Origin of the sequence: Marinimicrobium sp. C6131 (genome assembly GCF_026153455.1) — a bacterium.
Lineage (GTDB): Bacteria > Pseudomonadota > Gammaproteobacteria > Pseudomonadales > Cellvibrionaceae > Marinimicrobium.
In genome coordinates this window covers 3,290,404-3,316,879 of the sequence record NZ_CP110629.1, presented here as the reverse complement: position 1 = coordinate 3,316,879, position 26,476 = coordinate 3,290,404, and the positions used below count along the sequence as shown (strand labels likewise).

Here is a 26,476-nt window from a genome sequence, read left to right as displayed (position 1 = left end):
CTTCCAGCTCTTGTTATTCGATCCAGTCTCTGGCCTGCAGATAGTGTTCTGTGAGCGCCGCTTCGGCGCTGCCTGGCTCCGGTTGCCAGTCGTAATCCCAGCGCACCAGGGGCGGCAGGGACATGAGAATGGATTCCGTGCGCCCCCCGGTCTGCAAACCAAAGAGTGTGCCGCGATCATACACCAAATTGAATTCGACATAACGCCCCCGCCGATAAAGCTGGAAGCGACGCTCGCGCTCCCCGTAGTCGGTGTCCTTGCGCCGGGCAAGAATCGGGCGGTAAGCGGGCAGGTAGCTGTCGCCCACGGCGCGCATCACCGCGAAGCTGCGCTCGAAGCCCAGCTCATTGAAGTCGTCGAAGAACAGGCCGCCAATACCCCGGGGTTCGTCGCGATGTTTCAGGAAAAAGTAGTCATCGCACCATTTTTTGAAAAAGGGGTAAAGGTTGTCGCCGTGGGGGTCGAGGGCGTCTTTGGCGGTGCGGTGCCAGTGACGGCAGTCGTCGTCGCTGCCGTAGTAGGGGGTGAGGTCGTAGCCGCCTCCAAACCACCAGACGGGTTCGGCGCCGGGTTTTTCGGCAATAAAGAAGCGCACATTGGCGTGGCTGGTGGGGGCGTAGGGGTTGTTGGGGTGGATGACCAGGGAGACGCCCATGGCTTCGAAGGAGCGCCCGGCCAGTTCGGGCCGATGGGCGGTGGCGGAGGCGGGCATCTGGTCGCCGAAGACGTGGGAGAAGTTGACGCCACCTTTTTCGATGGCGTTGCCTTCGGTCAGCACGCGGGAGCGGCCACCCCCGCCCTGTTCGCGCTGCCATTCATCCTGGAGGAACCGCGCACCGCCATCTTCGGTTTCCAGTTCGGCGCAGATGCGGTCCTGGAGTCCGAGCAGGTAGTCTTTGACGGCCTGTTTGTCGGGGGTATTTTCGGTGGGCATGTGACGTCTCGCACTGTCGATTGAGGACCTATTGTACGCGCCCGAACCCAAGGAGGCGAAATTCATGGCCAGAGTGATCTAAACTGGGTTATGGTCGAATGTAACTTAACAGGTCAGTGGCGTTGGTCTTCATCACGTCCGGTTTGCGGTGGGGTATACCGTTTCAAGACACGCCGTGAACCCCTCCCTGGGGGCTCGCATCGCGGGTCCCCCGCTCCACGGTCTTGAAACGGTATACCCCACCGCAAACCTCAGTGCCATATTCTGCGTTATCTGCGTTACTTTGCGTAGGGCGGGTAAGGCCAAAGGCCGCACCCGCCGTAACCCAACCCGGAGGTTTCCACCATGCCCCACCCCAACTTCAACCGCCGCCGCTTCCTGCAAGGCCTAGGCGCCTCAACCGCCCTGCTCTCTTCCGGCTGGTCACCCCACCTGCTCGGCAGTCCCACCCGCAAGTTGGGTGTCGCCCTGGTCGGTCTGGGTAACTACAGCCGCACCCAATTGGCGCCCGCACTGCAACTGACCCAATACTGCGAACTGCGCGGGATTGTCACCGGCAGCCCGGAGAAAATTCCTGAATGGCAGGAGAAGTACGGCATCAAGGACGCCAATGTGTACAACTACGAGAACATGCACACCATCGCGGATAACCCGGATATTGATGTGATTTACGTGGTGACGCCCACGAGTCTGCACAAGAAGTATTCGGTGATCGGCGCTAATGCGGGGAAGCATGTGTGGTGTGAGAAGCCGATGGCGATGGATGAAGCCGAGTGTCAGGAGATCATTGATGCCTGCCGGAAGAATAAGGTGAAGTTGAGTATCGGCTACCGGATGCAGCACGAGCCGAATACCCAGACGGTGATGCAGTTTGCCAGGGACAAACCCTACGGGGCGATTGAGCGCATTGAGGCGGTGGCGGCCTACTCCGGTGGCGAAAATCGCTCGCCGGACAACTGGCGGATGCGTGCCGAGATGGGCGGTGGTGCCATGTACGATATGGGCGTCTACCCGCTTAACGGGTCGCGTTACGCGGCGGGGGTAGAGCCCATTGCGGTATCCGGCCGCCATGAGATTACCCACCCGGAGGTGTTTACCGAGGTGGATTCCACGACGCACTTTACCCTGGAGTTTCCGGGCGGCGCGGTGGCCGAGTGTATGACCAGTTTTGTGAAGCCGGGCAATAAGCTGGAGGTGACCTGCGCGGAGGGTTCCTATTACCTGCGGCCCATGTCCAATTACAACGGAGTGCAGGGCGCCACCACCGATGGCAGGAAACTGGATAAGCCCATCGCCAACCAACAGGCCGCGCAGATGGACGACGATGCCCGGGCCATTTTGCAGGACATGCCGGTCATGGTGCCCGGCGAAGAAGGCTTGCGGGATATTCGCATTGTCCAGGCCATTTTCAGATCCGCCCGGGAGGATGGTAAGCGGATTGAGTTATAACTCACTTGCTAGTTCCCGAAACGTTACATAGGCACTGCGGAGGCTGGGTATACCCTTGTGAGACCGTCACCCGCCTTGGACGCCCCACATGGATGTGGGAAGTGTCCCGAAGCGCCGGGAGCGCGAAGGGGGCCGGCGGGTGATCGAGCCCCCATGGGCCGCTCTATGGCATCCATGCCATCGCGGCATTCGTGCGTCCATGCACATCATGGGTTTACGGCGCGTCTCACAAGGGTATACCCAGGCGGAGCATTACCTACGAAGTCGCTTGTCCACCTTACGGTAATTCCCGCAACTTGATGTTACGGAACCACACCGGGTCGTCGTGATCCTGGAGAACCACATGCCCCTCCGGAGTTGCCGCAAAGGCTTCCCAGTCGGCAAACTTGCTCTCGGCGATCATCGCCTCCCATTCCGGCGTACCCATCTCGGTTTCCACCACTTTAAAGCCATTGAGCCAGTGCTCGATACGTCCGTCATCCACCACCAGACGGGTGCGGTTCCACTCGCCGGCCGGGTTCACGGTGACCGGCGTGGCGGCAATCAGGTCATAAAGATCGGCGGCCCGATGGGTATAGATTTCACTGTCCGGGTGGCCGATGTTATCCAGCAGTTGGTACTCCGGACCACTCATATAGGGCGCCTCCAACTCCGGTGACTCATCCACACTGTAGATGATGCCGCTATTGCCATTGCGCGCCAGCTTCCACTCCAGGTACAGCTCGAAGCTTGCCAGAGGTTCGTCGGTGATCACCACATCCCCACCGGGGCGACCATCGTTGGCCTGCATATGCAGGGCACCATCGTCCACCACCCAGCGCTCACCCAGGGTCTCGGCATTGTAGTTGCGCAAGCCGTTGAGGGTTTTGCCATCAAAGAGCAGCTCCCAACCTTCGGCCTGCTCGGTCTCGGTCAGTTGATTGTGCTGGGGCTGACGACCCTCGAGCGCCACCGGTTGGTCTTCCGGAATGGCGTTGAGGGTGTACCAGGCTTCCGTGGTCCACAGGCTGTTGTCGGTCTCACTGACAAAGGGCCGGGCGATGCGGAAATACACCACATGGTCGGGCTTGAGTCCGCCGAGCTTGAAGCTCACCCGCTTGCGGTCCTCCGACAGGGCAAAGCCCTCCACCGGCAACTCGGTGACGTTCTTTTTCGGACCGCCATACTCGGCGGTGGGCTCGTAATACCACTGAAGAATCTCAAAATCTTCTGGGCTGATATTCTGGCCCGCCTTCACCGGCTCGGTAAACTCGATCACAAAGCCGTCGGAGCGGGCGCTGACGCTGAGCATCTCGAAGGCGGTCTCGCCGTTGTAGACCAGACGCTCCAGTCCGTACCACTGTTTTTCACCATCGGCCCAGTTGCCCGGGTTGCCGACGCCACCGACGATCAGTGAACCGTCCGGTGCCCAGTCGAGGCGGTTGACCCCGGCTTCCAGCCCCTGGATAAAGCGGAACACGGCACCTTGCAAGCGGCCGTTCACCCGCTCGGCATACACCCGCTTGATGCCGCCGTGGGTCACTTCGCCGTGGATCATCTGATTCTGGTAAGGGCCGACATTCAGTGGTGCCGGCTCACTGGGGGAATTGCCGATTTCGTCCTGGGGCAGCCAGACCACCGGTTTGGTTTCGGTCAGGTCGGCGGTACCTTCGAAGTCCACCGAGCGCGAGCCATACCAGGCCCCCGGCGTCAGTTCGACGATTTTGCTGGAGGGCAACCAGTCGCCCTGGTTATCGGCAATGAACAGCTCGCCATCCACACCAAAGCCAATACCGTTCGGCGTGCGCAGGCCGTGGGCAACGAACTCCACCTGCCCGTCGGTTTTGCGGATTTTGATGGCCTTGCCACGATCCGGCGCCTGGGGATCAGCACTGGCACCGCCAGAGAGAATCGCGGTGGCCAGAGTACCGTAGAAGTGGCCGTCCTCGTATTCCAGACCAAAAGCAAATTCATGGAAGTTGTCCGTTACTGACCAGTCTGCGGATACCGAGTGATAGACGTCGATGACCTCATCGCCATTCACATCTTCAAGACGGGTCAGTTCCTGTTTTTGCAGCACGTAGATATCACCGTCCACGACCTTCACGCCGAGCGGTTCGGCCAGGCCCCGGGCGATACGTTTGACGCTGGCCTGTTCCGGGCCCTTGTCATAGTCGCTGACGATATACACCGAGCCTTCCGGATCCCAGGTGGTGATGACCATCCGGCCATCGGGCAGAAAATCAATGCCGCCGACCATGGGTTCAAACTCGTCCGGGCGGGCCTGGAAGCGATCGAAGGCGGGGTGTACGCCGGCGACTTTGGTCTGGTCCCCGGGGATGGTTTTGACCCGTTCCGGATCGGTAATCACCGGCACCACGTCCCGGCGATCGGCGGCCTGAATCTGCAACATCTCCGCCGGAATGATTTCAAACTCGCCGGTTTCGGGGTTGCGCCACTGCATCGACAGGGTCGCGCCGCCGTGACTCTGGAAGTGAATCACCTCCAGTGCGTGGAGCCCTGGCTCAAGGGTAACGCTGGCATCTTCCGGCTCGGGACCATGGAAGCCCCAGCTGTCGATCAGCAGCTCGTCGTTCAGGTACACCACTGCGCCATCGTCACTGATCAGGCGCAACTCGGTTTCCAGCGCCTCGTCCACTTTCAGGTGCGTTTTTACCTGCAAGGCGAAACGTAAATCCAGCGGCTTGAAAGAAGCCTTGTCCGGGAAGTGAATGCGCGAAATCCGGGCCACTTCGGATGGGGCCGTGCCGCGCAGACTTTCGATATTGGGTTGATCGCCACTGAAACGGTGGCGGTACACCAGCGCACCATTTCCCGTGGCGTCAGCAGGGGTCTCTGCCACCAGTTCCAGTGTATCGGTGGCTGGCTGGTCCAGATTCCAGCGGGTTTCTCCCTCCGTTTCTTCCTGCAGGGAGAAAATGTAGTCGACCATCTGCTCAGCGTCTTCCTGGCTGAGGTCCGGGTGCGGACTCATGGGCACATCACCCCAATTGCCGGCGCCCCCGAGAATGATCTTCTCGGCCAGCATGGTCCGGTTCTCGGGGGTATTGTCGTAGCGTTCGGCAATGGACTGGTAGGAGGGGCCGACTGTCTTGATTTCCGGGTTGTGACAGGCGGCGCAGTCGCTGCCCTCAACCAGGGTCTGGCCGGGGTGGTCGCCTTCGCCCGCTTCATCCGGTCGCTCGACCCGGGTCGGGTCGGTAAAGGTACGCTGCACCCGGGTGACGCCGTTTTTCAGGCGCAGGGTCTGACTGCCCTGCCATTCACCGCTGCCGACCAGTGTCTGGTCCGCGGCCTCAGCCAGGTCGGTCAGGGTCAGGCCCAGCCCTTTGGGCAGACCATTGACGGCGAACTCCCGGGTGATGATCAGGTTCTGTTCCTCGAGACGGGCGCTGGGCTTTTCCCAGACCGTGGCACTCCAGCCGTCACCCTCAACGTCGTAGCGCAGCGCCAACTGCTCCCCGGAGTAACGGTGGCCGCCATACTGAACGCTGGCCCCTTCGGTCTGCCACCGGGCATCCTGGGTCAGGTAGAGATCGCCCTCGGAGACGGGCTGAGGGCCGTGCCGGGTATCGAAGACCGCGCCGGTAAAGTGCACCGTGCCCCGCCAGGCCTGATGCAGGTTGCCGGTTTCCACATCGTACGCCAGCTTGATGTCATCGGGCTGACGCACGGTCAGCATGCGAGCCCGGTTATCCAGTGTGGAGCGAAAGGCAATCATGTCGCCCTCCAGCGTCGCCGGGCTGGCGGCCTGGAATTCAGGCTCCGGTTCAGTTTTCTGGCAGGCCTGGGTGAGCAGCAGGCTGCCCAGTGCCGTCGCCAGCAGTGCGGTGCGTTGGAGGGTATAAGGGCGTTTCATGGGGCGCTCCGTTTACGTTATTCGATCGATCGGCGACGCCCGGAGGGAGCGGGCCGAGTTCGGGGAAAGTGGCCGAAAATACCACAATACACCTTTTGCAATCGATTGAATACGTATGCAGAGCCGTTTCAGCGAAGAATATTCCCGGTGATCAAGTCGCGGATTTGAGAGGGTTGAGTTCGGTTGCCAACCCGACCGGGGGTAATGTCATCCAGCCGGTCTTTGAAATAACGGCGGACCTCCAGTGCGGAGCGGGCGGAAGGTTTGCCGGCCGGGTTGGCGGAGGTGGACACGATCGGGCCGCCGAAGGCGAGGCTCAGGCCCGCGGCCACCGGATGGTCGGTGACCCGCAGCGCCACCGACTCGAAGCGTCCGCTGATCCACTCCGGCACCAGGCCGGCGGTGGGCACCAACCAGGTCACCGGCCCCGGCCAGGTCTCCCGCAACTGTTTTTGCAACCCCTTATCCAGCCGCTCCACCAGAGGCGCGAACTGTTCGATGCGGGCCGCAACCAGAATCAAACCCTTTTCCCAGGGGCGGCTCTTCAGCGCCAACAAGCGCGCCACAGCCTCAGCGTTGTTGGGATCGCAACCCAAGCCCCAGACCGCCTCGGTGGGATAGGCGACCACGCCTCCGGCACGCATGCGCTTGGCCGCACGCTGAATGCGGGGGTTGGTGCTCCAGGGAAAAGTGGTGCTCATCGGGGGCGAATCCTCTCTATAGGGACGTCGAAAGGACGTAGTTTACTGAAAAGGGGCCTAATCGCACAGATTCGCCAAGGCTGTTCGCTCAAAACCCGCCGCGGTTTCGGTGATCGCGCCCTTCAGTTGCAAACCAATCAGCAGTGCCGACAACTCCCCCACTTCGATGTCACTGTCGTCCGCCAGTGAATCAAGATCTCTCGGATCGTGTCCCAGCGCTTCGAGTACCCGCTGTTCTTTGTCTGTCAGTTCCAGAGACGCTTCCGAAGAGGCGCTGAACAGGTCGCTCTGATACCCCAGGTAACCGCCAAGCTGCTCGACAATATCCCGCGCGGTTTCCACCAGGGTCGCGCCCTCGCGAATCAGGCGGTGACAACCCCGGGCCAGGGGGTTGTGGATGGACCCGGGGATGGCGAAGACTTCCCGGTTCTGTTGCAGGGCGTAGCGGGCGGTGATCAGGGAGCCGCTCTTCAGGGCCGCCTCCACCACCAGGGTACCACCGCTCAGACCACTGATGATCCGGTTGCGCTGGGGAAAGTTCGAAGGCTGGGGACTGGCCCGCAACGGGAATTCCGACACGACGGCGCCGCCGTTGGCGACAATATCTTCCGCCAATTGACGGTGCCGGGCCGGGTAGACGCGATCAATTCCAGTGCCGATCACACCGATGGTAACGCCCTCCACATCCAGTGCGCCGGCGTGGGCGAAGCCATCAACCCCCATGGCCAGCCCACTGGTAATGGCAAAGCCCCGCCCCGCCAGAAAGGCGGCGAACTGGCGGGCGTTATCGCGCCCCCCGGTAGACGGATTCCGGCTTCCGACCATGGCGATCTGCGGCATGCTCAGGGCGGTTACGGAGCCGCGGACAAAAAGCAGCGGGGGTGCCCGGCGGATTTCCCGTAGCAGCGGTGGATAATCCTCATCTTCCAGACTGAGCACCTGGACTTCGGGATGCTCCGCCAACCAGTCCAGATCCTTTCGCGCACTTTGGGCCAGGGCACAGCCTTTGGGATTTCGCTGGTAATCGCCCAGCGCCGCACAGGCTTCCGGGTCCAGCCAGCCTTTGAGCGCGTCGCGGGAGGCTTCAATCACCGCTCCGGCAGAGCCAAAGTGTTCCAGCAGGCGAGCGCGCTTGGCGGCACCAGCGCCGGGTAGTCGTTGCAATAGCAGGTGGGAAAAATGATGTTCTTCCATGAGGTCCTCGTGTCATCCATGATGCGCGGCCCGGGAGGCGGGCCGCGCGGTCTAGCAATCCGGTCCAGGTTGAACCAGGGGCTGAATCAGGGGTTGAGCAGTTTGTCGTTTACGGCCAGTGGGCGCTCGGCTTCCAATACCAGAGCCAGACTCATTTTCTCAAAGGTGCGGAAAATCATCACCAGGCCAGCGCGCTCATCCGGCAGAGTAATCCGCTCTCCGGTCACCGGGTCGCGGGTGACCTCACCGCGTTTGTGTACCGCCAGAACATTTCCCACCAACAGCCCTTCGCGGTCGCCCTTGTTGACCATCACCACATCCAGCTTGCCGACCTGGCTCACTCCGCCTTCTACGGCAAGGATCAGTGCGTTGATTTCATTATCCGGCGCGCTGGGGTAAAAGTTGGATTCGATCGTGCGCTCCTCACTGGGCAACAGCCGATCTCCCATACGGATTTCTTCCCGGGAGGTCAGCACCTGGACACGGGTAATGTCCTCGTCGGCATTCCCAACGCGAACCGTGCCGATATTCTGGGCGTGGGTGCCCAGGTATTCACCGGTGATCGGGTCGCGGAAGTGCTCCTCTTTGCGGTACACCCCATAATTGGTCATGTCCGTTTCGAAGTCACCGCGCGCATAGGCGTAATCGCCCTCGCCCACAATGATCCGCTTCTCGGGGCCGGCCACCATGTAGGGCGCCGCTTCAAGCTCCTCTTCCGAGACAATCCGGCTGCGCGAGAGGAAGCTGTTGATCCGGTCGAGCGGGATGGTGCTGATGGCCTCGTCGCGGGGCAACACCCGGACACTCGGACTGAGCCTGGTCTCGCCCGGAGCCAGCTTCACCGGACGGTCCACGGTCAGCCGGGGCTCACCATCGATATAAACCAGAGTAATGACATCCCCGGGGTAAATCAGGTGGGGGTTCTCAATTTGCTGGTTGACATGCCAGATTTCCGGCCACAACCAGGGGGTCTGGAGGAATCGGTTGGAAATATCCCAGAGCGTATCGCCTTTCTGGACAATGTACTCGTCCGGATGGTCACTCCGGAACGCGGCCTCATCCGCCCAGCTCAACATGGCGAACAGCGGGACCAGCAGGAGCCCCAGCATCAACTTTTTCATAGAAACCGATCCTGTATTGTTAGGCCCGGGAGTGCTTTGGAACCCTTTCGCCCGCTTCGATGATCCCATCGGGATCCCCAAGGTGCATCTGTACCTATTGAATTAGGGTAAAAAGGCCCATACCGGTTATAATCCTGACACAGTGCTGACAACACGTGTGGAGGCTGTCGTCATTATTGGCGGCGTAAACCCGCGCGCTACTCGAAGCATAGCAAGTAAACGCTGTGTGATCATCATGTTAGCAACGCTTTTTCTCCTTTTACTAGAGGTTTGTCACAAAGATTATGGCGAAACTCGAGATTCTGGAATTTCCCGACCCTCGTCTGCGCACCGTGGCCAAGCCGGTCACCCAGGTAGACGACCGCATCCGCCGATTGGTGGACGACATGTTCGAGACCATGTACGCCGCGCCCGGCGTGGGTCTGGCGGCGTCTCAGGTGAACGTACACGAACGGGTCGTGGTCATCGACGTGAGCGAAGATCAGAGCCAGCCGATGGTGTTCATCAACCCGGAAGTCACGGTTCTGGATGAAGAGACCCTGCGCCCCTATGACGAGGGCTGCCTGTCCATTCCGGGCTTTTACGAGACCGTTGAGCGCCCGGAGAAGGTGCGGGTGAACGCGCTGGATCGGGACGGCAAACCCTTTGAGCTGGAACCGGACGGACTGCTGGCGGTGTGTATTCAGCACGAGCTGGACCATCTGAACGGCAAGCTGTTTGTGGATTACATCTCCCCGGTCAAACGTCAGCGCATTCGCAAGAAGCTGGAAAAACAACACCGACTGCGGGCCTGATTGCGGCCCGCCACAACCTCATCGAGCCTCATGTCCGACTCTGATTCCTCCGGCGGCCTGCGGATTGTCTTCGCGGGCACCCCCGATTTTGCCGCTCACCACCTGCGCACTCTTCTGGCGGGGCCACACCAGTTAGTGGGTGTTTACACACAGCCCGACCGACCCGCCGGGCGGGGCAAAAAGTTGCATGCCAGCCCGGTCAAAACCCTGGCCCTGGAACACCACTTACCGGTATTCCAGCCGGAAACCCTGAAGTCCGAGCCGGCCCAGGCCGAGCTGGCCGCCCTGAACGCGGACATCATGGTGGTGGTGGCCTACGGCCTGCTGCTGCCAAAAGCCGTGCTCGATACGCCGCGCCTGGGTTGCATCAACGTGCACGCCTCGCTGTTGCCCCGCTGGCGGGGTGCAGCGCCCATTCAGCGCGCCATAGAGGCCGGCGATGCCGAATCCGGCGTCACCATCATGCAGATGGATGTGGGCCTGGATACCGGCGACATGCTGGTCAAAGCCCACTGCCCCATCGGTCCCGATGACACCGCCGGGGCACTGCACGATCGGCTGGCCGAACTGGGCGGCCCCGCGCTGATGACAGCTCTGGAACAGTTAGTCCAGGGCTGTGCCCAGCCAGAAGCACAGGATGACACCCAGAGCACTTACGCCCCCAAGATCACCAAGGCCGAAGCGGCGTTGGACTGGGCTCGCCCGGCCATTGAGCTGGCCCGACGAGTGCGGGCGTTCAATCCCTTCCCGATCTGCCACACCCGCCGCGCCGAGTCGACCGACAGTTTTCGGGTCTGGGAAGCCAGGGCAGTCGCCCACGACGGTCCGGAAGCCCCCGGAACCGTGCTGTCGGTGAGCGAAGCCGGTATCGGCGTGGCCTGCGGGGAAGGCCAACTACAGCTGACCCGCCTGCAATTACCCGGGAAAAAAGCCCTGCCGGTGGCCGAACTACTGCGCGGCCGGGCCGATCTGTTCACCCCGGGCGAAGTGCTGGCCCGACCGGAGCCCGGCGTATGAAGGTGCGCACGGCCGCCGCCAAACTACTGGCCGACCTGCTGCGCCAGCAGGGCTCCCTGGCGAGCCTGCTGCCGGATTACCAGAGCCGGGTACCCGAGCGCGACGCCCCACTGTTACAGGAACTCACCTACGGGACCTGCCGCTGGTATCCCCGCCTGAATGCCTACCTGGGTCAATTGCTGGACAAACCGCTGAAACCCAAAGACGGGGACATTCAGGCGCTGCTGCTGCTCGGGCTCTACCAGCAGCTATACACCCGAATTCCCGATCATGCGGCGATCGGCGCCACCGTGGAAAGCACCCGCGAGCTGAAAAAACCCTGGGCAAAAGGCCTGGTCAATGGGGTATTACGGCGATTTCAACGCGAACAAGAGGCACTTGATACCGCACTGGCGGATGATGACCGATTTACCACCGCTCATCCCGACTGGTTGCTTAAACGATTGCGCCATCACTGGCCCGAGCAGACGGACGCCATCATCGCAGCCAATAATGGCCACCCGCCCCTGACCCTTCGGGTGAACCCGGCCTACGCTGCCCGGGAGGACTACCTGGCGCAGTTGCGCGACCAGGATATCGAGGCCAGCCTCACCCCCTTCAGCCCGGTCGGGATCACCCTCCAGACGCCCTGCCAGGTAACGGCCTTACCCGGCTTTGAAATCGGCGGCGTCAGCGTCCAGGACGAAGCGGCCCAGTTCAGTGCCGAGCTGCTTGAGCTCAGGCCCGGACAGCGGGTGCTGGACGCCTGTAGCGCCCCCGGCGGGAAAACCGGACACATACTGGAAACCGAGCCGGGCCTGTCCGAAGTGGTCGCCCTGGACAGCGATGCGCGCCGATTGGGTCGGGTGCAGGAGAATCTCGACCGCCTACGGAAGCAGGCCACCTTGCGCTGCGGCGATGCCGGCCAACCCGACCACTGGTGGGACGGCACCGCCTTTGACCGCATTCTGCTCGATGCGCCCTGCTCGGCCACGGGCATCATCCGCCGTCAGCCAGATATTAAAGTGCTGCGCTCGGCCGCCGACATCGACCGGTTGAGCGCTTTGCAGGGGCGCCTGTTGAGCGCCTTGTGGTCCACTCTGAAACCCGGCGGCGTGTTGGTCTATGCCACCTGCTCGATTCTGCCGGAGGAAAATACCCGGGTAGTGGAGGCTTTTGTGCGGCAACATCCGGACGCCCAGTGCGAAACACTCGAGGTGGACTGGGGGCTCGAGCAGCCATGTGGGCGCCAACTCCTGCCCCGGGACAATGGCCACGACGGATTCTATTACGCCCGACTGCACAAGATCGGGAAGAAAAACGACCGCGTTTAAGGCAGAATACGGCTTTCCGTCACACTGCCTGAGCGCGTGAAGCGATCGCGCCGGACGACGAGGCGCGAAGTCAGGGGACTCAAGCTAGCCTATGAAAATCATTATTCTTGGCGCCGGACAAGTCGGCGGCAGCCTGGCCGAGCACTTGGCCAGCGAAGCCAACGACATCACGGTGATCGACACCAACGAGGTGCGTCTGCGGGAGCTGCGCGACCGGATTGATATCGGTGTGGTGACCGGTGAAGGCTCTCACCCGGACGTACTGGTGCAGGCCGGCATCGAAGATGCCGACCTACTGGTGGCGGTCACCAGTAATGATGAAATCAATATGGTCGCCTGCCAGGTGGCGCACAGCCTGTTCCGCACGCCCACCAAAATTGCCCGGGTGCGCTCCAACGCCTACCTGACTTACGACAAGCTGTTTACCGACACCGCCATCCCCATCGACGTATTGATCAGTCCGGAACAACTGGTCTCGGATTATATCTTTCGTCTGATTGAGCAGCCCGGCGCCCTGCAGGTGCTTGACTTTGCCAACGGCAAGGCCCAGCTGGTGGCGGTCAAGGCGTATCACGGCGGCCCCCTGGTCGGCCAGGAGTTGCGCTTTCTGCGTCAGCACATGCCCAATGTGGATACCCGGGTGGCGGCCATCTATCGGCGCAATCGCGCCATCGTACCTCACGGTTCCACCGTCATTGAGGCGGATGACGAAGTCTTTTTTATTGCCGGAAAAAACGATATTCGCGCGGTGATGAGCGAACTGCGCCGGCTGGAAACCGCCTACAAGCGCGTGATGATCGCTGGCGGTGGGAACATCGGTTTGCGGCTGGCCAAAAAGCTGGAGGGCCGCTATAGCGTTCGCGTGGTGGAGCACAATGAGCGGCGCTGCCGACAGCTCTCCGAGCAGCTCGAACGCAGCATCGTGCTTCAGGGCAATGCCTCGGATCAGGACCTGCTGCTCGATGAAAACATTGAAGACACCGATGTGTTTCTGGCCCTGACCAATGACGATGAAGCCAACATCATGTCCTCGATGCTGGCCAAACGCCTCGGTGCCCGTAAGGTCATGGCACTGATCAATAACCCTGCTTACGTGGACCTCGTGCAGGGCGGGGAAATCGATATCGCCATCTCGCCCCAGACCACCACCATCGGCAGTCTGCTGACCCACGTGCGCCGGGGCGACATGGTCAACGTTCATTCCTTGCGGCGCGGCGCGGCGGAAGCCATTGAACTGATCGCTCACGGCGACAGCCAGTCTTCCAAAGTGGTGGGCCGGGCACTGGAAGATATCGATCTGCCCGAGGGTGCCAACATCGGGGCCATCGTGCGGGAAAAAGACGATGAGACCAGTGAGGTATTGATTGCCCACGACCACCTGGTGGTGGAGCCGGGCGATCACGTGATTGTGTTCCTGCTGCACAAGCAGCATATTCGCGACCTGGAAAAGCTCTTCCAGGTCGGCTTCACCTTCTTCTAGCTTCGGGACGGCCATGCAATTTGCCACCATCGCACGGGTTCTGGGCGTACTGCTGATGCTGTTCAGCCTGACGCTGTTGGTGCCCATCAGCGTCTCGCTCTGGTTTCACGACCAGAATTATCTGACCTTCCTGATCGGCTTTGTCATCACCTTTGGTGCCGGTGCGGCCACCTGGTTGCCGGTGCGCGGACAGCATCAGGACCTGAGAACCCGGGACGGTTTTTTGATCACCGCCCTGTTCTGGTTTGTGCTCGGTTCCTTCGGGGCCATTCCGCTGTACTTTTCCATGGGGCTGGACCTGTCCGTTACCGACGCCATTTTTGAATCCCTCTCGGGCCTGACCACCACCGGCGCGACGGTCATCAGTGGACTGGACGCCCTGCCCCCCTCCATTCTGTATTACCGCCACCAACTCCAATGGTTGGGGGGCATCGGGATTATTGTGATCGCGGTAGCGATTCTGCCGCTGTTGGGCATCGGGGGTATGCAGCTGTACCGGGCCGAGGCGCCCGGGCCGGTAAAGGACAACAAACTGACGCCGCGTATTACCGAAACCGCCAAGGCACTGTTTCTGATTTACGTGGGCTTTACCATTACCTGTTTTCTGGCTTACAAGCTCGCTGGCATGACGTGGTTTGAGTCGCTCGGCCACAGCTTTTCCACCGTGGCCAATGGTGGTTTCTCCAGCCACGACGAGAGCCTACGCTACTACGACAGCCCGGCCATCCTGTTGATCTGTTCGGTGTTCATGGTGCTGGCCGGAGCGAACTTCGCGCTGCACTTTATTGCCTGGCGCGACAAGAGCTTGTGGCACTACATGCAGGACGCGGAGTTCCGCTTTTATTTCGGCTGGATCGTGTTCGGCAGCATCGTTACGGTGTCCTACCTATATGCGTCAGAGACCCTCGCATTCACCGACAGCCTGGTGCTTGGAATTTACAACCTGGCGTCGACGTTGACCACCGCGGGGTTCGCATCGGACTTCAACCTGTGGCCATCTTTTCTGCCTTACATGCTGTTTATACTCGCCTTCCTCGGCGGTTGCGCCAGCTCTACCGGAGGCGGTATGAAAATGATTCGGGTACTGCTACTGTACAAACAGGGCGTGCGAGAGGTGAATCGACTGATTCATCCCAACGCCGTCATTCCGGTCAAAGTCGGAAAGATCAGCGTGCCCGATCGAGTCATTGAAGCCGTGTGGGGATTTTTTGCGATGTATGTGGTGACTTACATCGTCATGTTTCTGGCACTGTTGATGACCGGCCTGGATCTGGAAACCGCTTTTTCCGCAGTGGGCGCCTGCATTACCAACCTGGGTCCTGGTATGGGGGATGTGGCCAGCAACTACGGCGCGATCAGCGACCCGGCCAAATGGATTCTGACCTTTGCCATGCTCCTGGGGCGCCTGGAAGTCTTTACCCTGCTGGTGCTGTTCAGCCCCATGTTCTGGCGTCGATGAGTTGAGCGGGCTCGGCCCGCTCAACCCTGGACGCGCGGATAACCTTACAGACAGTCGGTGATGACTCCTGCACCGGCATTGACCGCCACGTGATCCGCCACCGTTTCCAGTGGAACCAGGGTGTAACCGTAAGGCGGCTCGTAACTGACGGTGGACTCCGGATCCGGTCCCGCCGTCACATCGCCACCGGAGGCCGCAACCCACTCGACATTCACAAACAGATTCTCACCCAGATCCCAATAACCGATCTCGTCACTGAACCAGGAACCGATCGGGTTCTTCGAATCTTCAAAGAGATTGCCATCGATCTTGATGGTCGCACCCATTCGCGAGTTGATGCCGGTACTGATCACGCCTTCATAATGATTGTTGAAAATATGGCCTTCACCAAACCGGAACAGAGGTAACCGCGAATTGGCATTGAGCCAATGGTTACCATGGAAGGTTACCCTTCGGTGCGCACTGTCCGAGTCGCTGCTGCCCCACAACGAGGTTTTCCAGCTGTCCCGTAGAACGTTGTAGGAAATCGTCACGTTGTCCACGTTCTTTTTGCCACTGACCAGTTCGTCGTAAAAGTCCTTGTCCGTATCCAGGTCATTGTAAAAGGTATTGTGGTCTATCCAGACATGACCGGCCGGCCCCTCCAGGCTGATGTGGTCTTTGTCACCGATACTGACGTAGCGCATGGTCAGATTGCGCACAATAATATTGTTCGCTCGCCAGATTTTGATACCAATACCATCAAACAACGCATTGCTGCCCACGCCAATGATCGACACATCGTTCATATCCTTGATGCTGAATTTGTCGTCCGGAGAGTTCTCCGGCGTGATGGTGCCGTCCACATAAATAATCAGCGGTTGGCTGCCCTTGTTGTCCAGCGCCGACGCCAACTCGGCGCCGGTGCTCACCGTCACTTCATCGCCTCCAGAACCGCCCGTGGTGCCTTCACCCAGCGAGGCAAAACCCTGGACCTGATTGGCCTGCTCACAGGACAACCGTCCTCCATCGGGTAGCTCATCATCAGAGCTGGCACTGGACGAGCTGGAGGAACTCACGGTGCTGGAGCTTTGCATGCTGCTCTCGCTGTTTCCGCTATTATTTTCCTCACTACTCGAGGATGCGGAGCTGTTCGATGGATCGCTGCCGCCTTCGTCGCTGCCCGAGCCGCCGCAGGCGGATAACGTCAGTGCCAGCAGTAGATAAAGTAATGGATGGGTTGTTTTCATGGTTCTCTCACTTTTATTTTATTTTTGCTGTAAAAAAACCCCGCTGTCGCAGTGCCAGACACTCGTACAGCGGGGTTCCTGTTGTGGTCTCGGGCAACGGCATGCCCGAAACAAGTTCAGTACAGGTTATTCGGCTTCGTAGCCGGTGATGTCTCCCAGCCCTTCGGGCAAGGAACCTTTCAGGTCACTGGGCAGGTAATCGGATTCCGTGGTCCAGACCAGCCAATCTATCTTGCTCTTGTAGGGGTGACCACCGCCATCGCCGATGCGGACAAAGTTGTCGCCGGCACTACTGGCAGCCCGCATCTGAACATCCAGCAGGCTGATGACCGGCTCGTCGTTACCATCCACGAAAATACGAACGTTACCGCGCGTTGCACTGTTCATGGTCACGCTGATCTGGTAGGTGTGGTACACCGTCATATCCAACTGGTCGTAATAATCCGGTGAGTTGTCGTTGACCGGATCGGCATCTTCCAACTGGATACCCACCGCGCCCTCCTGATTTCGGAGCAGGGTTTTCAAACGACTTCCCGCTTCACCTTCATCGGCAAAGGCGGTTTCAATCTCGAGCAGCCTACTGTCTTCGTTGTAACCCTGCACGCGGGCAACAACGGTCAGATGCTTGGGATACCCTTCCGGCAAGACACCGCGCAACGTGGCGTGATGGCGCAGATTGACATCACTGGTGGTGTCGATATCGATGGTTCCATCGCCGTTGACGGCGAAGTAATCCATATCCGTATCGCCACCCAGTTCAAAGCTGGCGTTGCCGCCCGCTTCCAGCGCGATGGAACCATCGGCATCCGGCGCCAGTTCACCATCGAACACGCTCCAGGCGGCCGGTGGTTCCTGGGGATCGGTATTGAACTCGGGGGCATCATTGCCACCATCGGGCTCCGGCAGGTCAAGGCATTCGTCAATCACACCCAACCCGGCGTAGTCGAGCACGTAATCCCGAACGTCGGAGGCCGGCATGATGTCGTACACATAGCCCGGAATATACGCAGTGGTGGACTCTTCATGAGCGCCACGACATTCGCTGCCCGTTGTCGGACAACTTCCACTCGCCGAGACATTTTCAAAAATATTGTCATCCACATCCCAGTAACCGCGCTCTTCACTGAACTGGGAGGTAATGGGATGGCTCACGTTCTCAAATACATTGCCATCAACGCGAATCTCCGCACCCATTCGGGCATTGATCGCCGAACCATCCACATTGTGGTAATAGTTGTTAAACACATGGGCGTTGCCGTAGCGGAACAGCGGCAAGCGCGAGTTCACGTTGTGCCAATAGTTGTGGTGGAACGTGATTGTGCGACCGGCGTCCTCTTCCGGACTGTCGGACGAACCCCAGAGCGACGTCTTCCAACTATCGTGCATGTAATTGTAGGAGATGGTCACGTTCTGAACCGCACCGCGGCCACTGACCAGCTCGTCGTAGTAATCCTTGTTGCAGTCTTCATCCAGACCACAGCCGGCTTCCTCTGGCGCTTGGCGGCTGTTGTACAACTCGTTGTGGTCAATCCAGACATTGGTGACCGCGCCATCTCGGCCATCCAGATTGATCAGGTCGCCGGTGCCATTGGCCTGAGGGACGTAGCGCATTTCCAGATTGCGGATGATGATATTGCTCGCGCCGTGACTCAGTTCCAGGCCCACACCTTCAAAGCCTGCGCTTTCAGTACGACCCACAATGGTCACATCACTCCGCCGTACTTTGATGCCGCCGTTGGAATTGTCCCAGGTGATCAGATCATCAATATAAATCGTCAGCGGCAGATCGGCGTACTGTTCGTCAGTCAATACGTTCTGCAATTGTGCGCCAGTGACCACACCGACTTCGTGGTTACCCGCACCCACATCGGCACCGCCGGTTACGCCATCGCCCAGGGTGGCGAAGCCTTGAGGGGTATTCAAGCGTTCGCAGGAGGTCCAGTCGCCATCATACTCGTTGGGTCCACTGGATGAGGAAGACGAGCTGGAGCTGCTACTCGAGCTTGAGGACGAGCTGGAAGAAGGGGGATTGTCGGAGTCGGAGCCCCCACAGGCGGCCAGGAGCGTACTGATGGCCGCAACAAGGGCAAGCTTGTTGATAGTCATGGTTGATTACTCTCACTTCGGTTACTGCGTTTAATAATTATTGAAAATACGTATCCGGCGACCTTCTCACCAATCGCCTATTTTTTGAGCATACCACCAAAACGACACGGGTTTACAGTGGCTTTACGTGTGTTGAAATACGAACTTATGGGATGAATATGAAACGCTAAGGGGTGAACGTCAAGCGTTTATGAGGGGGCGGCGTCACCGAATGTAACCGGTACTCATCGAGCATATGTGGCTTACGCCGGACAGGTTATAGTGCTCGGGGGATCTGCCTGATTTTTTGTGTAATCGTTTACGCCAGGTGGCTGATCAGACCAATTCTGCACCCATGGCTTCCGGGCACAACATCACCCGGTTGCGCCCCTGATCCTTCGCCTGATAGAGCGCCCGATCGGTGCGGATAAAGGCATCGATATAGGGCTCACCCGCGCGGATCTGACAGACACCGAAACTGGCGGTCAGGCGTATCTTTTCATCCATTTCGATGCGGGCTTCGGAGACCAGATGCCGGATCTTTTCGGCCAGGATCACCGCATTCGTGGCATCCGTATTGGGGCACAAGAGCAGAAATTCCTCGCCGCCCCAGCGGCAGAGCACGTCCTGCTTGCGGGTGTGCTGATCGAGCAGGTTCACCAACTGGCGCAAGACCTTGTCCCCGGCATCGTGGCCGTAGGTATCATTGAAGGTTTTGAAGTGGTCCACATCCAGCAGAATCAACGAGATGGGCTGATACTCGTTCTGGTGAATCATCTGTGACAGGCGCTGTTCAAAGCCATAACGATTGTAGGCTCCGGTAAGCGGATCACGGGTAGACAGTTGCTTGTAACGGTCGGTTTCCTCTTTCAACTGCGCATTGCGATTGGAGAGGACATCCAGTTGCCGACGGTGGCGCCGGGTGATCCGGGACAGCAGAACCAACCGATGGACTCCCCAGGCACCCAGCCCCACCAGCCAGACCAGCAGAATACTCAGGTACCAGTTGGCAGCGGACACCCACTCACCGACAAAACTCGCCTCCTTGATGATCACGTCGTAGTTGCCGGGCTCAAGGTGCTGGGCATAGCCGATACCCACGGCGATAACATTGTGAAACGCGGGACGCCGCAACTCTCGCGGCAAGTCACGGTCACGACTCCACCAGTCCGCCAGAGACAGTTCGTCAAAACCGATCCTCAGGGTTCCACCCAACTCTCCCGCCTTGATGTCGAACTTGTTGAATTGTGAACTATTGTTGTCGTCCGGGTTGGAGTAGCGCTCATCAAAGTGGCGCATAAAGAACTGCACGTCCTGATTATGCCCCGGGGTCTCCAGTTGCAATTCAAAAGCCTCGAAATCGGTTATATCCAGCCCATGCAGGTTGTCCTCGGATAACAGGAGGTTGATGCCGCAGAACACGTAATCGCCCTCGGGCTCGACCCGGCAGCGCCAGTGGTAATCCTCTTCCGGCCCCACCCACTCCGAATGACTTGGCCCGCCCTGCATGGCGTCACCATAGGGTGCAAGAATGATGGGGCTGTCCGCCTGGGGCACCAGTGAATGCTGCCGCTCGGGGATCAGCGGGTGAGCGGCCACGGCCAACAGGGTGATGGCGATGGCGATCAGTAAAAAGTACAGCGAGCGACTGGGAGACATGGCGGCGCCATTTTTGTTGAATATTGCGCCAATTGTAGCAAGCAACCTGTTTCTTTGGGCGACTTGCCAGGCCATTTATCAGACTATTCTGCTATGGTTAGCCAGTAGTTATAACCATAATTGAGGTCATACCATGCGATTCATAACTCTGTCTTTTTGCTTTTGGCTGCTGGCGGCCTGCAGCCTTCAACCCCACGGCCAATCCGAGCGCTCCGAACCCCAGCTGAAGCGCCTGGAGTTTACCAGCGCTCTGGATGGCAGCGAGCGGCAGTTTTTTGTGTATTTACCCGAAGGGTATGAAACGGATGCCGGGAAAGAGTGGCCGGTTCTGATGTTTCTGCACGGCAACGGTGAGCGGGGCAATGGCCGGGACGAGCTGGACTATGTGCTGGCCCACGGCCCACTGTACGAAGCGTGGATCCAGAAACGGGGCTTGCCGTTTATCATGATCGTACCCCAGCTACCCATGTTCGGGATGGATGAGCACGCGGACTACCTGCGCAACCGGGACCCGTCTCAGATACCCCGGCGGTTGGCCGAGGGGGTACCGCCCCGCCCGGCGGATTTCCCGACGCCCGAACCCATGAATGGCGTGCCCGCGCCCGCTTCCATGGACGACATTCCCGCCACCCTCCCCAACGGTTGGGATCGTATTGAAGACGACCTGATCATGATGCTCGATCGGATCGAGGCCAACTACCGGGTGGATGAGCGACGGGTATACCTCAGTGGCCTGAGCTACGGTGGTTTCGGCACCTGGTATATGGCCAGCCGTCACCCGGAACGCTTTGCGGCCATCAGCCCGGTGGTGGGCTGGGGCCATCCCGACCTGATGGCGCCCATTGCGGAACATCAGCTTCCCCTGTGGGCGTTCGCTGCCGGACGTGATCCCGTCGTCACCATTGAGCATTTTTATCCCGGGCTGAACGAGCTGGAAAAGCTCGGACACCCTTCGGTGCGCTTTACCAACCACGAGGACATGGGTCATGACGCCTGGACCCGGGTGTACCGCAGCGAGGACCTGTACCGCTGGTTACTGGAACATTCGTTGGCGAACGAACCCTCAGGAGAGTAAGTTGGCCCAGGCCTTGGTGCCGGGATCAATTTTCACGTCTCCCTCATGACGGCCGGGAATGGGTGCGAAGCGCAATGCCTGCTTGGCACCCACCTCCGAGGCAAAATAGCCCCAAATGGTCAACTGCTTGATCATCCGGTAATAGTCGGCGTCGCTGTCCTGCTCCAGCGTCAATAGCAATTGCGCTCGCTGATCCGGTGTCAGCGAGCGAGCATCGGTATTGAACAACGCCTGGCTGCGCTGCTGCAGATCGGCCAGCCCCCGCAGAAACACCTGCTGCTCCGCCGGCGTGTAGTAACCGCTGACCATCGCCTGCATAAAGGCGCCGATACCCGCGGCCCTCGCGCCGGGTGAATCCTCGGTGGTGGGCAGAATGGTCTCACCGAGGTCACTGAGCAGTGCCACCTCCGGTTCCGCCAGCACGGGTTGAACGGCCGTAGGTAATGCGCCACTCAAAAACGCGGACGCACCGAACACCTGGGTGGCCGATACCAGACCCAAAGCACCCATCATCGTGTGTAATGCCTGTCTGCGATTCATCTCGCCCCCTTAAAGATTGCGTTTATTGAGTTGATCCACCGCGTAGTGCGCGGCCCGGGCCGTCAACGCCATATAGGTCAGGGACGGGTTCTGGCAGGCGGACGAGGTCATGCAGGCACCGTCGGTCACAAATACATTGGGCACCGCGTGTAACTGGTTGTGGCCATTGAGCATGGAGGTTTTGGGGTCCCGCCCCATGCGGGCGGTGCCCATTTCGTGAATGGCGAGCCCCGGGGCCTGCTCACTGTCAACGGTCTGAATGTTCTTGTAGCCGGCTTTTTCCAGCATCTCGGCGGCGCTGTCACGAATGTCCCGGGTCATATGGTGCTCGTTGTCCGAGTAATCACAGTCCATATTCAGCAGTGGCATGCCCCAGGCATCGGTCTGGTCCTTGCTCAGGGTCACTTTGTTGTCAAAGCGCGGCAGAAACTCCCCCATACCGGTCATATTGATCCGCCAGGGGCCCACCTCACTCATCTTGTGTTTGAACTCGGCACCCAAAGGGGCATCCCCTTCATCAACGTTGCCCTGGGCCCGGTAGGCACCCACCGAGTAGGAGAAACCGCCGATGTACTGATCCTGCTTGTCGTCAAAAATATTCCGGAACCGGGGCAGATAAGTGCCGGTGGGGCGACGGCCGTAATAGTAACGGTCTTCCAGCCCCTCCACCTCGGCACTCGCCCGGGCGCGATAATTGTGATCCATCAGGTAGTGACCCAGCACCCCACTGTCGTTACCCAGACCGTTGGGGAAGCGTTCGGAAGTTGAGTTCTTCAGAATCAGCGTAGTGTTGAGCGTGCTGGCATTGACGAAAATGATGCGCGCGAAATATTCGGTCACCGCCTTGGTTTCGGCGTCGATCACCCGGACGCCGGTCGCACGCTGTTTCTGCTCGTCATAAATGATGGAATGCACCACCGAGTGTGGACGCATGGTCAGGTTGCCGGTGGCCGCCGCGGCCGGCAGGGTTACCCCGTTGCTGCTGAAATAGCCGGTGAACGGGCAGCCCCGGGCACAACGGGCCCGGTACATGCAGGGCCCGCGACCCTTGTGGGGTTGCGACAGGTTGGCGGTGCGGGACATCACCAGATGCCGATTGGGGAACTGGCTTTCGATGGACTGCTTGAAGTGTTTCTCCACCGCATTCATTTCCATCGGCGGCAGAAATTCCCCATCCGGAATCTGCGGCAGGCCGTCGCGGTTGCCACTGATACCGGCGAACTTTTCCACGTAACTGTACCAGGGGGCAAGGTCCTGATAGCGGATGGGCCAGTCCACACCGACGCCATTGCGGGCATTGCTCTCGAAGTCGAAATCGCTCCAGCGCTGCACCCAGCGCGCCCACATCAGCGACTTGCCACCGACCTGATAACCGCGAATCCAGTCAAAGGGTTTGCGCTGCTGGTAGGGATGCTCGGCGTCTTTGACAAAGTGATGGGCGGTCGCCTGATTGACCGCGTAGCAGCGCGACAACACCGGGTTGGCGGCTCTGAACTCTGCGGACATCTCCCCGAACAGGGGCAGATCCCAGGCCTCCTTGTGGGCGGTCGGGTAATCTTCAATGTGCTCGATATGCCCACCACGCTCCAATACCAGCGTCTGCAAGCCCTGCTCACACAGCTCTTTTGCGGCCCAGCCCCCGGAAATACCAGAGCCGATGACGATGGCATCGTAGGTATGAGACGGCTCTCCCGCCCCCAGAATGGTCGCACTGACCTTGGTTGTTGCCATAACCACACCTTATCGTTATTGATCGATTTCGGGGTACACTGCCCCCGCTGGCGAGCCATTATTACCCACCTGTGCACCAAATGAAACCGGTTGCACGGTCAAAAAATGCTCGCTAGACTGACCCAACCATTCAAAATCGACAATAAAGTGAGGACTTATGGACCGGATACAGCCAGGCCGCCGCCAATTCCTGAAAGGCGCCGCCGCCCTCGGTGCCGCCGTTGCAGCGGCCTCCACACTGCCCGGATGTGGCAACCTGATCGGCAAACGCAATACCTTCGATATCTCCCTGGCACAGTGGTCCCTGCACCGCCGCTTCTTCAGCGGTGACGCCAACCCCATGGACTTCGCGGCCATCGCCCGCCAGGAATTCGAGATTGGCGGTGTCGAGTACGTCAACCAGTTCTATAAGGAGAACCTGTCCGACGCCCTGGTCCAGAACCTGCGCCAACGGGCGGACAATGAGGGCGTGCGTAGCCTGCTGATCATGATCGACGGCGAAGGCGCCCTGGGTGCCCCCACCGAAGCCGATCGGCAGCAGACCGTGGACAACCACAAAAAATGGGCCGACGCCGCCCACGCCCTGGGTTGCCATTCCATCCGGGTGAACGCCCAGAGCCAGGGCAGTTACGACGAGCAGCGCGAGCGCGCGGCCGATGGCCTGGTCAAGCTGGCGGAGTACTGTGAACCCCTGGGCCTGAACGTGCTGGTGGAAAACCATGGCGGCCTGTCCTCCAACGCCCGCTGGCTGAGCCAGGTAATGGAAACCGCCAACCACCCACGGGTGGGCACCCTGCCCGACTTCGGCAACTTCACCATCAATCGCGACACCGGCGAGAGCTACGACAAGTATCAGGGCGTGCGCGAGCTGATGCCTTATGCCAAGGCGGTGAGCGCGAAAAGCTATGCGTTTGATGATCAGGGTAATGAAACCACCATCGACTTTCATCGGATGATGGATATCGTCATGGCCGTGGGTTACAGCGGCTGGGTGGGCGTTGAGTATGAGGGCGATAAGCACTCGGAAGCGGAAGGGATTATTCTGACGCGGGATTTGTTACGGTCTATCAAGGCCAGTTGATTTTCGTTCGGATCGAGTAGGAGGGGGAGTTGCCTCCCCCGTCCTCTCACACCACCGGGCATACGGTTCCGTACCACGGCGGTTCATGATTGGCTCGGAAGCCGATTCATCGTATCCAGCAAGCTTACCAGAGACAGTCGGTCGAACACCTTTTTGGGCAGCGCGGCGTTCATGTGAGACGCCCCACTGTTCCACCAAGGGCCACGACCGTTGGTCGCACTGATCCAGGCCCGTTGCTCTGTCAAGCCCAGTCGCATCAGGTTCCGGGCCCGGGTGACCACCCGTTTCCATTGTCGCCAGAGGATCAGGCGCAGTCGTCGGCGTATCCAACCATCGAGGGCCTCCACCGGGCGTTTCGAGTCCGTCAGGCGGTAGTAATTCGCCCAACCTCGCAACACCGGATTCAGCCGCTCGATCGTCGTTCGCAACGAGCGACCCCGCGCGCCTCTGAGCAACTGACGCAGCTTGGCCTGGTGGCGCTTCAGGCTTTTAGGTGCAACCCTCAACCGCACCTGCTTATGCCAGCTCACGCTGTAGCCCAGATAGCTTCGACGCCAGGGGCGATCCACGGCGCTCTTGTCCGTGTTCACCCTCAGGCGCAGACGCTGCTCCAGGTAGCGGGTGATACTGGCCATGACCCGATGGCCGGCTCTTTCACTGCGAACGTAGATGTTACAGTCGTCCGCGTAGCGGCAGAACCGGTGTCCCCGGCGCTCCAGCTCCCGGTCCAGTTCGGTCAGAAGCACATTGGAGAGCAAGGGCGAGAGGGGGCCGCCTTGCGGCGTCCCCTCCCGTCTCGGGCTGACCAGCCCACCGTCCAGCATACCGGCGTTGAGGTAGCGGCGGATCAAGGTGAGTATTCGTCGGTCGGAGAGGCGTCGGGCCAACAGGCTCATCAGCACATCGTGATTGACCCGGTCGAAGAACTTCTCCAGATCCAGATCGACCACCCAGCGGCGGCCTTCATTAATGTGCTTTTGCATCGCCTTGACCGCCTGATGGGGGCTTCGCCCAGGGCGGAACCCGTAGCTGTGATCCGAGAAGTTCGGATCGAGCCTCGGGCTCAGCACCTGATGAAGCGCCTGCTGGATCAGACGATCCTGCACCGTCGGGATACCCAGTACCCGCTCCCCGCCTTGTGGCTTGGGGATACTGATCCGGCGCACGGGTTGAGGCTGGTAATCTCCGGCCAGCAGCCGCTTGCGCAGCGTTGGCCAGTGCTGTTGCAGATGGCTCTTTAGAGCGCTCACCGGCATCTGGTCGACCCCGGCCGCGCCCTTGTTGGAGACCACCCGCTGATACGCACGCATCAGGTTCGGGCGCGATAGCACCTGTTCCATTAGCGTGTTCGGCTCCGCGTTCGTCCACGAGTGAGCCACCGCGTCTGCTTCGACACGGACTTCAGTACCGATCGGATACCGTCCGACCCCCTCCTGAATGTCCTGACCCATCCGGGTCGCTTCTGTCTTCATAAGCACATCGCGAGCACTCACCGCCTACTGGCGGCTAACCATGTTCGGCCCTTCAGTACGCGGTGACGCACCTACTATGGCCCCGGCTGAGTTCTGGCTTCCCATCCCCACCCCTCACGAGGTCAGTAGCACAGTGGCAGAAAGCCAGACTTCCCAGGGTAAGACGCGTGACCTTCACACTTATGCCCGCCGCATCTACGTCCACCGTTTCCGGACAAGTATGGGGCTTTGGAGATATGGGCCTCCTCACCCACGGCGGCCGCCTCGTATGCGATTTCTGTTC

At 59.8% G+C, this 26,476-nt stretch carries 19 protein-coding genes; 8 read left to right on the top strand and 11 right to left on the bottom strand.

What is annotated here, in order from left to right; all coding sequences use genetic code 11:
- Positions 1-13: 13 nt before the first annotated feature.
- Positions 14-934, bottom strand: coding sequence for an oxygen-dependent coproporphyrinogen oxidase (hemF, locus tag OOT55_RS14140; RefSeq protein ID WP_265366493.1), 921 nt, complete (start codon positions 932-934; stop codon positions 14-16).
- 345 nt (positions 935-1,279) lie between these two features.
- Between hemF and OOT55_RS14135 the strand changes: the two genes are divergently transcribed.
- On the top strand, positions 1,280-2,383 hold the full coding sequence (locus tag OOT55_RS14135; protein ID WP_265366492.1) for a Gfo/Idh/MocA family protein: 1,104 nt from the start codon (positions 1,280-1,282) through the stop codon (positions 2,381-2,383).
- Between the two features lie 277 nt (positions 2,384-2,660).
- Here OOT55_RS14135 and OOT55_RS14130 read toward each other — a convergent pair whose 3' ends face one another.
- The 4 genes from OOT55_RS14130 to OOT55_RS14115 form a co-directional block, all read right to left on the bottom strand.
- Positions 2,661-6,242, bottom strand: coding sequence for a family 16 glycoside hydrolase (locus OOT55_RS14130; protein WP_265366491.1), 3,582 nt, complete (start codon positions 6,240-6,242; stop codon positions 2,661-2,663).
- 128 nt (positions 6,243-6,370) lie between these two features.
- Positions 6,371-6,943, bottom strand: coding sequence for an L-threonylcarbamoyladenylate synthase (locus tag OOT55_RS14125; RefSeq protein ID WP_265366490.1), 573 nt, complete (start codon positions 6,941-6,943; stop codon positions 6,371-6,373).
- 57 nt (positions 6,944-7,000) lie between these two features.
- A complete protein-coding gene (gene dprA / locus OOT55_RS14120; protein ID WP_265366489.1) occupies positions 7,001-8,137 on the bottom strand; it encodes a DNA-processing protein DprA in 1,137 nt (378 codons plus the stop codon).
- A gap of 86 nt (positions 8,138-8,223) precedes the next feature.
- Positions 8,224-9,258: a LysM peptidoglycan-binding domain-containing protein gene (locus OOT55_RS14115; protein ID WP_265366488.1), complete on the bottom strand. Its 1,035-nt coding sequence runs from the start codon at positions 9,256-9,258 to the stop codon at positions 8,224-8,226.
- 284 nt (positions 9,259-9,542) lie between these two features.
- On the opposite strand from OOT55_RS14115, the gene def reads away from it, so the two are divergent.
- The 5 genes from def (at position 9,543) to OOT55_RS14090 (ending at position 15,321) form a co-directional block, all read left to right on the top strand.
- A complete protein-coding gene (def, locus tag OOT55_RS14110; RefSeq protein WP_265366487.1) occupies positions 9,543-10,052 on the top strand; it encodes a peptide deformylase in 510 nt (169 codons plus the stop codon).
- 30 nt (positions 10,053-10,082) lie between these two features.
- On the top strand, positions 10,083-11,069 hold the full coding sequence (gene fmt / locus OOT55_RS14105; RefSeq protein WP_265366486.1) for a methionyl-tRNA formyltransferase: 987 nt from the start codon (positions 10,083-10,085) through the stop codon (positions 11,067-11,069).
- Positions 11,066-12,382 carry a 16S rRNA (cytosine(967)-C(5))-methyltransferase RsmB gene (gene rsmB, locus OOT55_RS14100; RefSeq protein ID WP_265366485.1) on the top strand — a complete coding sequence of 439 codons (1,317 nt, stop codon included), beginning with the start codon at positions 11,066-11,068 and terminating at the stop codon, positions 12,380-12,382. The genes fmt and rsmB overlap by 4 nt, the downstream gene beginning before the upstream one ends.
- Before the next feature lie 91 nt (positions 12,383-12,473).
- On the top strand, positions 12,474-13,862 hold the full coding sequence (gene trkA, locus OOT55_RS14095) for a Trk system potassium transporter TrkA (protein WP_265366484.1): 1,389 nt from the start codon (positions 12,474-12,476) through the stop codon (positions 13,860-13,862).
- Positions 13,863-13,875: 13 nt separating this feature from the next.
- A complete protein-coding gene (locus OOT55_RS14090; RefSeq protein ID WP_265366483.1) occupies positions 13,876-15,321 on the top strand; it encodes a TrkH family potassium uptake protein in 1,446 nt (481 codons plus the stop codon).
- Positions 15,322-15,365: 44 nt separating this feature from the next.
- On the opposite strand, the gene OOT55_RS14085 is transcribed toward OOT55_RS14090, so the two are convergent.
- From OOT55_RS14085 to OOT55_RS14075, 3 genes are all read right to left on the bottom strand, one after another.
- Positions 15,366-16,550, bottom strand: a complete 1,185-nt coding sequence (locus OOT55_RS14085; RefSeq protein WP_265366482.1) for a pectate lyase family protein — start codon at positions 16,548-16,550, stop codon at positions 15,366-15,368.
- Between the two features lie 126 nt (positions 16,551-16,676).
- Positions 16,677-18,656: a pectate lyase family protein gene (locus OOT55_RS14080; protein ID WP_265366481.1), complete on the bottom strand. Its 1,980-nt coding sequence runs from the start codon at positions 18,654-18,656 to the stop codon at positions 16,677-16,679.
- Between the two features lie 315 nt (positions 18,657-18,971).
- Entirely contained in the window at positions 18,972-20,294 is a 1,323-nt protein-coding gene (locus OOT55_RS14075) for a GGDEF domain-containing protein (RefSeq protein WP_265366480.1), read from the bottom strand.
- A 133-nt stretch (positions 20,295-20,427) separates the two neighbouring features.
- On the opposite strand from OOT55_RS14075, the gene OOT55_RS14070 reads away from it, so the two are divergent.
- Positions 20,428-21,369, top strand: a complete 942-nt coding sequence (locus OOT55_RS14070; protein WP_265366479.1) for an alpha/beta hydrolase-fold protein — start codon at positions 20,428-20,430, stop codon at positions 21,367-21,369.
- Here OOT55_RS14070 and OOT55_RS14065 read toward each other — a convergent pair.
- Together OOT55_RS14065 and OOT55_RS14060 are read right to left on the bottom strand one after the other, a co-directional pair.
- On the bottom strand, positions 21,358-21,909 hold the full coding sequence (locus tag OOT55_RS14065; RefSeq protein WP_265366478.1) for a gluconate 2-dehydrogenase subunit 3 family protein: 552 nt from the start codon (positions 21,907-21,909) through the stop codon (positions 21,358-21,360). The two genes, OOT55_RS14070 and OOT55_RS14065, sit on opposite strands and share 12 nt — an antisense overlap.
- Before the next feature lie 9 nt (positions 21,910-21,918).
- The gene (locus tag OOT55_RS14060; RefSeq protein ID WP_265366477.1) at positions 21,919-23,640 is read right to left on the bottom strand and encodes a GMC oxidoreductase; all 1,722 of its coding nucleotides are present in this window, start codon (positions 23,638-23,640) and stop codon (positions 21,919-21,921) included.
- Between the two features lie 157 nt (positions 23,641-23,797).
- On the opposite strand from OOT55_RS14060, the gene OOT55_RS14055 reads away from it, so the two are divergent.
- Positions 23,798-24,721, top strand: a complete 924-nt coding sequence (locus tag OOT55_RS14055; RefSeq protein ID WP_265366476.1) for a sugar phosphate isomerase/epimerase family protein — start codon at positions 23,798-23,800, stop codon at positions 24,719-24,721.
- A gap of 83 nt (positions 24,722-24,804) precedes the next feature.
- Here OOT55_RS14055 and ltrA read toward each other — a convergent pair whose 3' ends face one another.
- Complete coding sequence (ltrA, locus tag OOT55_RS14050; protein ID WP_265366475.1) at positions 24,805-26,193, bottom strand: group II intron reverse transcriptase/maturase; 1,389 nt, start codon at positions 26,191-26,193, stop codon at positions 24,805-24,807.
- Positions 26,194-26,476: the final 283 nt, after the last annotated feature.

Excerpts from the sequence above, each read along its gene's own strand:
- hemF (WP_265366493.1), bottom strand. The coding sequence starts at position 934 with ATGCCCACCGAAAATACCCCCGACAAACAGGCCGTCAAAGACTACCTG.
- OOT55_RS14135 (WP_265366492.1), top strand. The coding sequence starts at position 1,280 with ATGCCCCACCCCAACTTCAACCGCCGCCGCTTCCTGCAAGGCCTAGGC.
- OOT55_RS14130 (WP_265366491.1), bottom strand. The coding sequence starts at position 6,242 with ATGAAACGCCCTTATACCCTCCAACGCACCGCACTGCTGGCGACGGCA.
- OOT55_RS14125 (WP_265366490.1), bottom strand. The coding sequence starts at position 6,943 with ATGAGCACCACTTTTCCCTGGAGCACCAACCCCCGCATTCAGCGTGCG.
- dprA (WP_265366489.1), bottom strand. The coding sequence starts at position 8,137 with ATGGAAGAACATCATTTTTCCCACCTGCTATTGCAACGACTACCCGGC.
- OOT55_RS14115 (WP_265366488.1), bottom strand. The coding sequence starts at position 9,258 with ATGAAAAAGTTGATGCTGGGGCTCCTGCTGGTCCCGCTGTTCGCCATG.
- def (WP_265366487.1), top strand. The coding sequence starts at position 9,543 with ATGGCGAAACTCGAGATTCTGGAATTTCCCGACCCTCGTCTGCGCACC.
- fmt (WP_265366486.1), top strand. The coding sequence starts at position 10,083 with ATGTCCGACTCTGATTCCTCCGGCGGCCTGCGGATTGTCTTCGCGGGC.
- rsmB (WP_265366485.1), top strand. The coding sequence starts at position 11,066 with ATGAAGGTGCGCACGGCCGCCGCCAAACTACTGGCCGACCTGCTGCGC.
- trkA (WP_265366484.1), top strand. The coding sequence starts at position 12,474 with ATGAAAATCATTATTCTTGGCGCCGGACAAGTCGGCGGCAGCCTGGCC.
- OOT55_RS14090 (WP_265366483.1), top strand. The coding sequence starts at position 13,876 with ATGCAATTTGCCACCATCGCACGGGTTCTGGGCGTACTGCTGATGCTG.
- OOT55_RS14085 (WP_265366482.1), bottom strand. The coding sequence starts at position 16,550 with ATGAAAACAACCCATCCATTACTTTATCTACTGCTGGCACTGACGTTA.
- OOT55_RS14080 (WP_265366481.1), bottom strand. The coding sequence starts at position 18,656 with ATGACTATCAACAAGCTTGCCCTTGTTGCGGCCATCAGTACGCTCCTG.
- OOT55_RS14075 (WP_265366480.1), bottom strand. The coding sequence starts at position 20,294 with ATGTCTCCCAGTCGCTCGCTGTACTTTTTACTGATCGCCATCGCCATC.
- OOT55_RS14070 (WP_265366479.1), top strand. The coding sequence starts at position 20,428 with ATGCGATTCATAACTCTGTCTTTTTGCTTTTGGCTGCTGGCGGCCTGC.
- OOT55_RS14065 (WP_265366478.1), bottom strand. The coding sequence starts at position 21,909 with ATGAATCGCAGACAGGCATTACACACGATGATGGGTGCTTTGGGTCTG.
- OOT55_RS14060 (WP_265366477.1), bottom strand. The coding sequence starts at position 23,640 with ATGGCAACAACCAAGGTCAGTGCGACCATTCTGGGGGCGGGAGAGCCG.
- OOT55_RS14055 (WP_265366476.1), top strand. The coding sequence starts at position 23,798 with ATGGACCGGATACAGCCAGGCCGCCGCCAATTCCTGAAAGGCGCCGCC.
- ltrA (WP_265366475.1), bottom strand. The coding sequence starts at position 26,193 with ATGAAGACAGAAGCGACCCGGATGGGTCAGGACATTCAGGAGGGGGTC.